This window comes from Yersinia bercovieri ATCC 43970, assembly GCF_013282745.1.
Classification (GTDB): Bacteria; Pseudomonadota; Gammaproteobacteria; order Enterobacterales; family Enterobacteriaceae; genus Yersinia; species Yersinia bercovieri.
This window is the reverse complement of record NZ_CP054044.1, coordinates 2142795-2155889: the sequence shown is the minus strand read 5'-3', so window position 1 is coordinate 2155889 and position 13095 is coordinate 2142795. Positions and strand designations below refer to the sequence as shown.

The window sequence follows — 13095 nt, the reverse complement described above, 5'->3', positions numbered from 1 at the left end:
AGAGAAAGAGGGGGGTTGCAGGTAAAAACAGCGATAGCCAGCATCAATATTAAAGATGCCCACTATCGCCGTGAGAAGATGGATTATCAATCACGGTACATGGAGTCAATCTCATTCTGATAACGCTGGAGAATGATTTTACGCCGCAATTTCATGGTAGGTGTCAGCTCACCGGTTTCCATGGTGAATGCCTGCGGTAATAGCGTAAAGCGCTTAACCTGCTCGAACAGCGCCAGCTCTTTTTGCATATCTTTCAGCCGTTGTTCAAACAAACTGACAATATGGCTATGGCGTAATAGCTCTAACCTATCGTGATACTTCAGATTTATCGAACGCGCATACTCTTCCAGTGATTCAAAACAGGGAACAATCAGCGCCGACACAAACTTACGCGTATCCGCAATAATCGCTATCTGCTCGATAAAACGGTCCTGACCGAGGGTGCCCTCAATCATTTGTGGCGCAATGTACTTCCCACCCGAGGTTTTCATCAGATCTTTGAGGCGCTCGGTGATGAATAGATTACCTTTAGCATCCAATGCACCGGCGTCACCGGTTTTGAGCCAGCCATCTTCGGTGAAAGATTCTGCGGTCTCCTGCGGCTTATTAAAATAGCCGCGCATGACAATCGGGCCACGGACTTGAATCTCATTTTCAACCCCTAAACGGACATCAATCCCCGGCAGTGGCTTGCCGATAGAGCCGAAGCAGAAATTTCTCTCTTCCCAGCAAGAGACTGTAGCGCAGGTCTCGGTCATGCCGTAACCGTACTTAATATTGATGCCGATAGCTTGGAAAAACAGAATAATATTGTCATCCAACCGCGCACCCGCCGCCGGTAAAAAGCGCACTTTTCCGCCCAATAAGCCCCGTAACTTACTCAATACCAAGCGATCTGCCAGCTTATACATCAGCCCGGATAGCAGTGATGCTGTTTGCCCAGATTGCAGATTTTGGAATTTGCGTTCGCCACAGCCGACAGCCCAACGAAACAGCATCCGGCGGTGCCATTTTGCCAACGCGACTTTATCATTGATGGCACTGAACACTTTTTCGTAGAAGCGGGGAACTGCGCACATGACAGTAGGTTTTACCGCCTGCATTGCCGGGCGCACCCAATCCGTATCACTGATATAGACGTTTTGCGCGCCGGTATGCATCACATAGAAGCTCCAGGCCCGCTCAAACACGTGAGATAACGGCAGGAAACTAAGGGAAACATCATCAACTGTCAGAGTTAAGCGCTGATCGTGTAGGTAGAGTTGAGCCGCCATATTACGGTAGTCCAGCATCACACCTTTAGGTTCACCCGTAGTACCAGAGGTATAGATCAGCGTGAACAAGTCATCCAGGTCGCAACTATCTATACGTGTAGTCAATAGATGCTGCTGTACGGCATCGGGCTGCTGCTCAAAATCAGTCAAATGCTGGGCGTATTCACAACCACGTAAATCGACAGCAGGATCTAATACGATAATCTGAGTCAACTGAGGGCACATTGGCTTTAGCGTGATAGCCACATCAAATTGCGGTTGCCCACCGACAAATAAAATACGCACATCGGCATCATTGAGCACGTAAGCGGCCTGATTCGTCGTATTGGTGGCATACAAGGGAACACTCACGCCGCGCAATTGTAAAATAGCCAAATCCGCTAACGACCAAGCCATACTATTATTAGCAAAAATCCCAATGCGCTCTTGAATTGCTGCATCCAAAGAGAGCAGTGCAGTAGAGATCTGAGTGACGTGTTGGTCAACCTGACGCCAGGTTAGCTGTTTTTCGCCTTCTGGCGACCATTCACGAAAGGCTATCTGATCAGCACGACCGCTGATTTGCTGGCGCAAACGGCGCACAAGGTGGTATTGCTCTAGTGTATGGTTCATAACATCGCCGCTCGCTGATCAATCATTCATTAAAGTGTACCGCAACTTTTCGCCTGTTGGCATTCAGCTTACATGTGTTCACTTTTTTTTCGCGCAGTCTACCCGCTCTAGAGGTTATGGCAAATAAAATTCAGCGCAGAAATGTGAGCTAAAATGGACTTTGATGAAAAATAGAGCGGTTAGGGCTGGCGACTGGGGATTTAGCAGAACAGTTGTCTGTTACTGAAGGGGGTGACAAAAGAGGGAAGAAAGCAATATTCGATTCAATCTTACCCCTGCCTGCTACTGAGCTTAATATAATTTCAGCAGCAGGGCTTAACGGAAATGATTACAATGGGGTACTAAGTTGGCCGAGTAATTCCTTCATCCATTGATGGCCTTTATCTCTATCAGTAGATTCATGCCATGTAAGATAACATGGCCGACTGACATTCTCTCTCCAGGGTAAAGAGAGCAGTTTTAAATTAAGGGATTCACTGTATTTCTGAACAAGCCATCGAGGAGCAATGGCTACAAAGGAAGTTTGAGACACAATATTAAGCACGCTATTCATATCCGTGCTTTCATAAGCAATGCTCTGGGCACTGACTATTGATTCATAATAAAAATCACTAAAAGAACCCACTTTATCTAATGACACTACGGCGTGTGGTTCGGAAATGAGTTGCTCTTGGCTAATTGAATTATCAATACGTGGATGACTTTTAGACACAGCCAGTACCGATTCATCATTAAATAATGATATATCGTGAAAGTCAGGGCGTTCAAACTTAGTATAACCGATAACAAATTCTGTTTCTTGATAACGTAATTGGTGCTCAATATTCTCATTAAGATTAGATCTGATAATGAGTTGAACATTGGGTGCCAATTGCTTAACGCGCTCTATTATTTGAGCCGTCAGCCTAATATCTAAAGGGCTACAAATAGATAAATTAAATACTCGCCCACTATTTTTCGCTTCAAAACCGGCACCCGGCAACTCATTTTGTACGAGTTGCAGCGCCTGCCTTACTGGCCCAAAAAGCTGGCGTGCTCTGGCGGTAGGCTGAATACCACGGCCATAACGAACAAACAATTCGTCATTAAACATCACTTTTAAACGGGCTACCGCGTTACTCACTGCGGGCTGGGACATACCCAGCGCTTGGGCTGCCCGTGTTACATTATGCATTTGCATTACTGCATCAAAAACAGTTAATAAATTGAGATCGACACTTCTTAAGTGAACTTCGCTACACTCTTTTTTAGTTGCTTGACTATCGGTGATTAAATTGTATTCAGACATGCTTAACTCCACTAAGCTTTATGCAGATGGCATGATTAATAAAAGAGCTCCGCTGATATTTATCACTATCTCAAAATATCTTTGATTTCTTACTATTAATGACGCCAATATTCTCATCATTACCGTTATAAGATAAAATGAGTCTCATCCTTGTATAAATGAAACGATATGAATTGCCTCCATGTATTTTCCGCTGATAATGCCCATAGATAAATACGTGAATAAGCCATCCACATAAAGTATCCCATATAGTATTTAAGACTAATTCATCTTAGAAATACAAACCTACTCTATCATATGCATCAATAATAAAAGCAATAGCATGATCACATCACAAAATGGGATGGTTGACAACTATGCCATTAACAAATAATAAATTCATCAATGAAAACTTATTAGTTATTAATTATAGTCGCGAATATGTTTAATCATGGATTGAATTTCATAAAACTTAATTATGACTTTACTCCATAGTCATAACACTTTAAACAAATAAATAATCCCATTCATTAAATCAATCAATATTTATATTCACAAAACATATAAGTGAAAGATAATAAGGTTTGCTGTGAATTTACTCTATTAGTGAGCAATAAATTACTCTCACTATTTTACGCTACTCTTATAAACTCTAAATATAACCTTCAGAACAAGGATTAACCCCTGATAAACAAGCGGCAATGTCTTTAGAAATCTGAAAAGCACAATAACCTATATTGTTATAGTTATGCCAAACAAACAAAAAGACACAATAGAAAATATCAGCTTAATCATCCTAAAAAATGACTTATAAGGTTTTTTGTTCCAAAATAAGGAATTCAAAGCCATCGGAACCAGTTGAAGAGACTACTTAAAACAAATATTGACATAACCATAGAATTAACGTATCAATTTAGGTAACGCAATATCATTAACCAATGAGAAACTGAAAAAATAATGTTCTACTCAACCCGCCTACTAAGCCTACTACTAAACGCATCTCACTTGCGCGGTATGTTGGTGGACGGAAATCAGAACTGATTCAGTCATCAAGATTAACAAGCCCGCGCAAATGCGCGGGTTTTTTTTTACCCGCAAAGCGCAAATGTAAACACGACAAGGAATACCCACCATGAGCCAACAGGTCATTATTTTTGATACAACATTGCGCGACGGTGAACAAGCGTTGCAAGCCAGTCTGAGTGTTAAAGAGAAGCTGCAAATCGCGCTGGCACTGGAAAGAATGGGTGTCGATATAATGGAAGTCGGCTTCCCGGTCTCCTCTCCTGGCGATTTTGAGTCAGTACGTACTATCGCGCAGCAAGTGAAAAACAGCCGGGTTTGCGCCCTGGCGCGTTGCGTAGATAAAGATATTGATGTCGCGGCCGAAGCCTTGCGTATCGCCGAAGCTTTCCGCATCCACGTATTCTTAGCCACCTCCACCTTGCATATCGAATCCAAGTTAAAGCGCTCATTTGATGATGTGTTGGCGATGGCGGTGCACTCGGTGAAACGTGCCCGCAACTATACCGACGACGTAGAGTTCTCCTGTGAAGATGCGGGGCGCACCCCAATAGATAACTTGTGTCGTATTGTTGAAGCCGCAATTACGGCGGGTGCCACAACCATCAATATTCCGGATACCGTCGGTTACACCACCCCTTATCAGTTCGGCGGGATCATCACCGACTTGTATGAGCGCGTACCTAACATTGATAAAGCGATTATCTCAGTGCATTGCCACGATGATTTGGGGATGTCAGTGGCCAACTCCATCACCGCAGTGCAAGCGGGGGCGCGTCAGGTTGAGGGCACCATCAACGGCTTGGGCGAACGGGCGGGTAACTGCTCACTGGAAGAGGTGATCATGGCCATTAAGGTGCGCCATCAGATGTTGGGGGTGCATACCAATATCAATCATCAGGAAATTTACCGTACCAGCCAGTTGGTCAGCAAAATATGCAACATGCCTATTCCTGGTAACAAAGCCATTGTCGGCAGCAATGCTTTCGCCCACTCCTCCGGTATTCATCAGGATGGTGTGCTGAAAAACCGCGAAAACTACGAAATCATGACCCCTGAATCTATCGGCCTGAAAGAAGTGCAGTTGAACCTGACCTCTCGCTCTGGCCGTGCGGCGGTGAAACACCGTATGGAAGAGATGGGTTATCAGGATAAAGATTACAATTTGGACTCCTTGTACGATGCTTTCCTGAAACTGGCAGACAAAAAAGGCCAAGTCTTTGACTACGATTTGGAAGCCTTAGCCTTCATTAATAAGCAGCAGGAAGAGCCTGAATATTACCGTTTGGACTATTTCAGCGTCCAATCTGGCTCCAGTGTAATGGCGACTGCCTCCGTGAAATTGGTGTGTGGCGAAGAGATAAAATCCGAAGCCGCCACCGGTAACGGCCCCGTTGATGCGGTGTATCAGGCCATCAATCGTATTACCGACTATCCAATCGAGCTGGTGAAATATCAGTTGTCTGCCAAAGGTCAGGGTAAAGATGCACTGGGTCAGGTTGATATCGTGGTTGATCACCAAGGCCGCCGCTTCCATGGCGTGGGTTTGGCAACTGACATTGTTGAGTCATCCGCTAAGGCATTGGTACACGTATTAAATAACATCTGGCGCGCTCATCAGGTAGAGATCGAGAAGCAGCGCTTGCAACAAAATAATCAGGAAATGGTGTGAACATGACGAAGACTTATCATATTGCCGTTTTACCCGGAGACGGTATTGGCCCTGAAGTAATGGCTCAGGCAAGTAAAGTGTTGGATGCGGTGCGCCAGCGCTTTGGTATCAAGATTTCAACCAGCGTTTATGATGTGGGTGGTGCGGCCATCGACCGCCACGGTAGCCCATTGCCACCAGCAACCGTCAGCGGTTGCGAGCAGGCAGACGCGATTTTATTCGGCTCAGTGGGCGGCCCCAAGTGGGAACATTTGCCACCGGCGGAACAACCGGAGCGCGGTGCCTTACTGCCATTGCGCAAACACTTTAAATTATTCAGTAACTTGCGCCCTGCGCGTTTATATCAGGGATTGGAAGATTTCTGCCCGCTGCGCAGTGATATTGCCGCCAGAGGCTTCGACATTCTGTGTGTGCGTGAATTAACCGGCGGTATCTATTTCGGTCAACCAAAAGGCCGTGAGGGCCAAGGCCAGTATGAACGTGCATTTGATACCGAAGTGTATCACCGCTTCGAAATTGAACGTATTGCCCGCATCGCCTTTGAATCTGCCCGCAAGCGCCGTGGCAAAGTGACATCCATTGATAAAGCCAATGTGTTGCAAAGTTCTATTTTGTGGCGAGAAGTGGTCAATACCATTGCGGCGGACTACCCGGATGTCGCGTTGTCCCATATGTATATTGATAACGCCACCATGCAGTTAATCAAGGACCCATCCCAGTTTGACGTGTTGCTGTGCTCTAACTTATTTGGCGATATTTTGTCTGACGAGTGCGCCATGATCACCGGCTCAATGGGCATGTTGCCATCCGCCAGCTTGAACGAACAAGGTTTTGGCTTATATGAACCCGCAGGTGGTTCGGCACCGGATATCGCCGGTAAAAATATCGCCAACCCCATCGCCCAGATCTTGTCATTAACCCTGCTGTTGCGCTTTAGCTTAGGCAAAGATGACGCCGCAGATGCCATTGAGCGCGCCATCAATCAGGCATTGGAACAGGGCTATCGCACTGCGGATTTAGCCGGTGATGGCAAAGCCATTGGCACCAACGAAATGGGCGATATCATCGCTAAATTCGTGGCGGAGGGGGTTTAACATGAGCAAAACCTTATATCAAAAACTGTACGATGCACACATCGTTCACGAAGCGCCCAATGAAACACCATTGCTCTATATCGATCGCCACTTAGTGCATGAAGTGACCTCACCGCAAGCTTTTGATGGCCTGCGAGCTATGGGGCGCCCGGTACGTCAACCGGGTAAAACCTTTGCCACTATGGACCACAACGTCTCAACCCAGACCAAAGATATCAATGCCAGCGGTGAAATGGCGCGCATTCAGATGCAAGAGTTGATTAAGAACTGTGCTGAGTTCGGCGTCTCCTTATATGATCTGAATCACCCGTTTCAGGGCATCGTACATGTGATTGGCCCTGAGCAGGGCATGACCTTACCGGGCATGACCATTGTGTGTGGCGACTCTCATACCGCCACCCATGGCGCATTTGGCTCATTGGCCTTTGGGATCGGCACCTCAGAAGTTGAGCATGTGCTGGCGACCCAAACCCTGAAACAGGGCCGTGCCAAAACCATGAAAATTGAAGTCAATGGTGAGGTTGGCGCGGGGATCACCGCCAAAGATATCGTGTTGGCGATTATCGGCAAAACCGGCAGCGCGGGCGGTACAGGCCATGTGGTGGAGTTCTGCGGCAGCGCGATTGAAGCGCTGAGCATGGAGGGCCGCATGACATTGTGCAACATGGCTATCGAAATGGGCGCAAAAGCTGGGTTAGTGGCACCGGATGACACCACCTTCAACTATCTGAAAGGGCGTCAGTTTGCCCCGACTGGCGAACTGTGGGAGCAAGGCGTGGCTTACTGGCGCACCTTGAAATCTGATGCGGAGGCCAAATTCGATACCATCGTCACCTTAGCGGCAGAGGATATCGCACCACAAGTCACCTGGGGCACCAATCCGGGCCAGGTGATTGCGGTGAACCAAATCATTCCGGCACCGGACTCCTTCAGTGATCCGGTTGAGCGCGCCTCGGCAGAAAAAGCCTTGGCTTATATGGATTTGCGCCCTGGCATCAAGTTGACCGACGTGGCGATTGATAAAGTCTTTATCGGCTCTTGCACCAACTCGCGCATTGAGGATTTACGTGCCGCCGCCGCCGTCGCGCAAGGGCGTAAAGTCGCCAGCGGTGTACAGGCTATCGTGGTTCCTGGCTCCGGCCCGGTGAAAGCTCAGGCAGAAGCTGAGGGGCTGGATAAGATCTTTATCGAAGCCGGTTTCGAGTGGCGCTTACCCGGCTGCTCAATGTGTCTGGCGATGAACAATGACCGCCTGGAGCCAGGTGAGCGCTGCGCCTCCACCAGCAACCGTAACTTTGAAGGCCGTCAGGGCCGTGGTGGCCGCACCCATTTGGTTAGCCCGGCGATGGCCGCCGCCGCCGCCGTCAGTGGTCACTTTGCTGATGTCCGCGACTTAACCGCCGCTACCCACTAACCGGAGACTCCACCATGGCTAAATTTACTCAACACATTGGTTTGGTTGTACCCTTGGATGCGGCGAACGTCGATACCGACGCGATTATCCCAAAACAGTTTTTGCAGAAAGTCACTCGCACTGGTTTTGGTCAACACCTGTTTAACGACTGGCGTTTTCTCGACGATGCGGGCAAAGTGCCGAACCCTGAATTTGTACTGAACCAGCCCCGCTATCAAGGCGCGACCATTTTGTTGGCCCGCGAGAACTTCGGTTGCGGTTCATCGCGCGAACATGCGCCCTGGGCACTGACAGACTTCGGTTTCCACGTGGTGATTGCTCCGAGCTTTGCCGATATCTTTTACGGCAACTCATTTAACAACCAACTGTTACCGGTCACATTAAGCGAAGCCGATATTGATACGTTATTCCAGTTAGTTAAGAGCAATGAAGGCATTCAATTTGTTGTCGATCTGGAAGCGCAAACCGTAAATGCAGGTGGCAAAAGTTATGCTTTCGAAATCGATAGCTTCCGTCGCCACTGCATGATTAACGGCTTGGACAGTATTGGCCTGACCTTGCAGCACGAAAGTAATATTTCCGCATACGAAAAACAACAGCCAGAATTTCTGCGGTAATTATTTTTATAAGTGAGCAATACCAGCGCCCTACGGGGCGCTACAGGCTGCTGAAAAAACCCGATGACGCGATCTGGAACGGAGAGGACGGGTAGAAGAGTAAAGCGTCCGCGCCAGGGATGGCGCGGCTCGAGCCTCCAGGGAAGGATTTATGGCGTCTTTACGATCTAGCTGTTCTCTCCGCAACCGGCACTTTGTCAATAACCTCCAGCGCCCTACGGGGCGCTAAGCTTCCCGCACCCGTGCGCAAATAATCAGCGCCAGAATGGAGAGCACCATCGCCATCACATATACCGAATCATGTCCCCAGGTTTCGGTCAATCCCCCTTGCAGCACCCCCGCTAAAATCACCCCGGTTGAAATACTGTTAGTAAACAGCGTGGTAGCGGCCCCCGCCCTGCCCGGCATTAAATCCTGGAAATAGAGCATACCGATACCCGCGACGATCCCGATAAAAATGGCATTGAAAATCTGTAGCAACATCAACGCGGTTTTGAATTTAAACAGCACCAATCCGGTATAGAACAGCACGCCAGCCAGCACGGCAAATAGCATGATTTTGCGCTTGCCAAAGTACCGAACCGAATAGCCCGCCAGCAGCATGATGGGGATCTCAAGCCCGGCGGCAGTGCCCATCAACAAACCCGCTAAGCGCTCAGGCAGACCCAGGCTTGCGGTGATATACAGTGGCATATCAATGATATACATGGTGTTGCAAGTCCACATCAGCATTGAGGCAATAAACAGCAGCAACACGTTTTTATCGGCAAACAAGCTGCCCTGCACCACCACTGGCGCATCCACCACCGGCTCTGCGCGCGGCACTGACGGCAGAATAAACCACACCACTAACGCACTCAGCACAAAGATACCAGCGGCAATACTGAACATCAGGGTAAAACCATAATTCAGTGCCAGCATAAACGACAGCGGTGGCCCAATAACCCACGCCAATGAGAGCTGCGCACGCATAATAGAGCTGAACATCACCACTTCACGCGCAGAACTGTCGGCATATTCACGCGCGAGGGCAAATATCTGCGGCATGGCGGTGTTGGCGACCGACGCCAGCAACACACCCGCGGTAATTAATGTCAGATAATCACGGTTAAAGGCGAATAGCAGGCAGTTGCCCACCGCCATCAGATAACAGACCATGATGAGTTTGCGGCGATCACCACGTGAATCGGAGCGTTTTGCCAGAATAAAGCTGACAGTAATCCCGGCAATGGCATTCACGGTATAAAACAGACCAACCCAGAGTGGGCGAACTTTCACTTCGGTGCTTAAAAACAGGCTTAATGTCGGAGCCTGTAACGCGCCAGCGATACCAGAAAGAAAGGCCACCACAAAGAAAGCGAGAAAAACCGGGTTGATACGACGGGAAAAGGTGAGTGCAGATTTCATTCCAGGCTCCAGCGCCAGAAATAGCGATTTATCTCTATGCTACAGAAGCTCTTATATAAAGCAGCATAATTTTAATGGTAAAAATCATTTTTCTGATAACTAATTTGCAGCTAACAACGCCACAGCTTCAAGTGCCAAGGGTAATAAAAAAAGCCAGCAGAAAATCCTGCTGGCTGGTGAAACACACCATTACTCAGAAATTTTTGATACTCAATACATTTGCTACTCAATACAGCAGCAGGACTCACTTCACTCAACTGACATCATCTAGCACAATCAATCACAGGGTATGCTCGGTGCGGGCGATAATATCGTCCTGCGCATCTGGCGACAGTGCGGTGAAAAAAGCTGAGTAGCCCGCCACCCTAACCACCAAATCGCGGTAACGATCTGGATGCTGCTTGGCATCCACTAATGTCTCGCGGGAGACAATGTTGTACTGCACGTGCCAGCCCAGATACTCCTCAAAGAAAGTACGCAACATCATCATTAATTTTTCACGATCGCGAGGGTTATCCAACGTGGACGGATTCAGCTTTTGATTCAGCAACACCCCGCCCAGAATCGAGGCGGTGGGGAGTTTTGACAGTGAGTTAAACACCGCCGTTGGCCCCAGATGGTCAGTGCCAGAGGCCGGACTTGCTCCTTCCGCCAGTGGGCTGTGCGCCTTGCGTCCATCCGGTGTTGCCATGGTCGCCGCACCAAATGGCACATTGGCAGAGATGGATGATGTGCCAGCGTAATAGGTGCCACCAATAGGCCCGCGACCAAAACGGGTATTGTGATACTGCTTCAGCTCATCAATGTAGGTCTGATAAGCCCGCACCAGCAGTTGGTCAACATCATCAACGTCATTGCCATATTTCGGGGCTGAATTAATCAGATGCTGGCGCAGTTGCTCGCCGTTCAGACCGGCGAAGTCATTGGTGAGCGCCGTTGCCAGCTGTTGCTGGCCGATAAGTTGTTGTTCGAACACCAGTTTACGTACCGCGGCCAGACTGTTGCCCAGATTGGCGATACCCACTTGCAGACCAGAAACCCAGTCGTAACGGGCGCCCCCCTGCTTGATGCTTTTACCGCGCTCAATACAGTCATCCACCAGCGCCGAGCAGACAATATCGTGGGCGTTCTCTTCCAGCACGGTATCTACCACACACTCGATTTCGATGGATTTACGGGTGTAGTAGCGGATCTGCTGATCCCACTGCGCCATCACTTGGGCGAAATCAGTAAAGTTGCCTTGCGACAGCCCCTGCTCTTGCGGCAAGAACACCTGGCCTGATGTGGCATCGCGCCCCTGTTCCAGCGCCGCCAACATCACGCGAGCAAAGTTGATAAAACTCATGCCAGTACAGCGATAGCCCCACTTGCCGCCGACTGCAGTCTCAATACAGCCAATCGCTGCATAGTCGTAGGCATCCTGCGGCTCCACGCCCAGCTTGATAAACTCAGGAATAACGATTTCGTCATTATTAAAGGCCGGCATCCCAAAACCGCAGCGAATGACCTGCACACAGGCGTCGAGGAAATCGTCACTGATCCCCGCATGGTAGCGGACACTGAGGTTTGGCTGGGTTGATTTTAAGCGCCCGCACGACTCCAGCACCGCATAAGAGAGCGGGTTAACGGCATCAATGGCCCTACCCTGCACCAGTTTTTGTCCACCAATAGTGACGTTTTGATAGAGCGGGCTACCCGCCGACGCCTTAGAGTGCGAACCGGAACGGATTTTATTCACTTCCAGTAATTTCAGCCAGCAGCTATGCAGCATCTCAATCGCGTGCTCGCGACTCAGGCTATTTTCCAGCTCCACATCGCGGCGATACCATGGGTAGAGATACTGGTCGAGGCGACCAAAGGAGACCGAGTGACCATTGGATTCAATTTGCAAAATTAGCTGAATGAAGTAGCACAGCTGCAAAGCTTGCCAGAAGCTCTGCGGCGGTTGATGAGCAATCAGCGCGCAGTTTTCGGCAATAGCCAGCAGCTCAGCACGCCGCCAATCGCGCGTCTCGATCTCCGCCATTTGCTGCGCCACAGCCCCATAGCGCTCAATATGTTCACTCAGCGCCACCAGCGAGATATCAATCGCTTTCAGAAATTGCTCTTTGTGCAAATCACTCCAGTCGGTCAGTTGCAGACGCGCGCGGCGACTGGCGACTTTGGTGCGTAGACCATCCAAGCCCTTCTCCAGCAACAGCGGGAAGTTAACCGCCAGATGGGCATCACCGGAGGTCATATTGCCTTCCGCCTTGATGATACCGGTCGCCAGTAGCGCTTTTTGTTCGTCGGTAAACATACCGTAGCAGCGATCCTGCACGGTTTGACCGCGCCACCATGGGCACAACTGATGCAATACCGCTTTGTCTGCTTCACTGACCGAAAAGCCCGCCCCAGGGCGATCAGCCAGCTGGTCAATTTCACTTTCAATCCAACCGACGGTGTATTCAGGGAAAATCGGTGCCGCTCGCAGTTGGCTGGCCTGATTACCGATAATCAGCTCATCGTTTTTGATCCAAACAGTGCGCTGCTGTAGATGGTGAGCCAGCGCCAGCGCACGGCGAACTGGCAAGGGTTTATCCTGATGCTGCTGATAAGCCTCGGTATAATGCAGCGCCCGCTCGGTACATACCGGTGGTTTAACAATGTGGATCAGTGCGTTTTTATGCTGTTTTGTCCGTTCGCTTAAGGTTACCAAATCGAGTGTGGTCATTG

General features: G+C 49.1%; 8 protein-coding genes. 4 read left to right on the top strand and 4 right to left on the bottom strand.

Annotation, left to right across the window (positions count from 1 at the left end; translation table 11 throughout):
* Nucleotides 1-86: 86 nt before the first annotated feature.
* Both HRK25_RS09665 and leuO read right to left on the bottom strand, forming a co-directional pair.
* Nucleotides 87-1886, bottom strand: a complete 1800-nt coding sequence (locus HRK25_RS09665) for an AMP-dependent synthetase/ligase (protein ID WP_032898086.1) — start codon at nucleotides 1884-1886, stop codon at nucleotides 87-89.
* A gap of 328 nt (nucleotides 1887-2214) precedes the next feature.
* Nucleotides 2215-3174, bottom strand: a complete 960-nt coding sequence (leuO, locus tag HRK25_RS09660; RefSeq protein WP_005275265.1) for a transcriptional regulator LeuO — start codon at nucleotides 3172-3174, stop codon at nucleotides 2215-2217.
* Nucleotides 3175-4285: 1111 nt separating this feature from the next.
* Between leuO and leuA the strand changes: the two genes are divergently transcribed.
* From leuA to leuD, 4 genes are read left to right on the top strand one after another with little or no spacing between them, the layout of a single operon-like run.
* Entirely contained in the window at nucleotides 4286-5848 is a 1563-nt protein-coding gene (gene leuA / locus HRK25_RS09650; protein WP_005275266.1) for a 2-isopropylmalate synthase, read from the top strand.
* A 2-nt stretch (nucleotides 5849-5850) separates the two neighbouring features.
* Nucleotides 5851-6942, top strand: coding sequence for a 3-isopropylmalate dehydrogenase (gene leuB, locus HRK25_RS09645; protein WP_032898088.1), 1092 nt, complete (start codon nucleotides 5851-5853; stop codon nucleotides 6940-6942).
* 1 nt (nucleotide 6943) lies between these two features.
* Complete coding sequence (leuC, locus tag HRK25_RS09640; RefSeq protein WP_005275268.1) at nucleotides 6944-8356, top strand: 3-isopropylmalate dehydratase large subunit; 1413 nt, start codon at nucleotides 6944-6946, stop codon at nucleotides 8354-8356.
* Nucleotides 8357-8370: 14 nt separating this feature from the next.
* Nucleotides 8371-8973: a 3-isopropylmalate dehydratase small subunit gene (leuD, locus tag HRK25_RS09635; RefSeq protein ID WP_005275269.1), complete on the top strand. Its 603-nt coding sequence runs from the start codon at nucleotides 8371-8373 to the stop codon at nucleotides 8971-8973.
* Between the two features lie 225 nt (nucleotides 8974-9198).
* Here leuD and HRK25_RS09630 read toward each other — a convergent pair whose 3' ends face one another.
* Nucleotides 9199-10380 carry a sugar efflux transporter gene (locus HRK25_RS09630; RefSeq protein WP_005270570.1) on the bottom strand — a complete coding sequence of 394 codons (1182 nt, stop codon included), beginning with the start codon at nucleotides 10378-10380 and terminating at the stop codon, nucleotides 9199-9201.
* A gap of 280 nt (nucleotides 10381-10660) precedes the next feature.
* Nucleotides 10661-13093 (bottom strand): formate C-acetyltransferase/glycerol dehydratase family glycyl radical enzyme, encoded by a 2433-nt coding sequence (locus tag HRK25_RS09625; RefSeq protein WP_005270572.1) that lies wholly within the window; start codon nucleotides 13091-13093, stop codon nucleotides 10661-10663.
* Nucleotides 13094-13095: the final 2 nt, after the last annotated feature.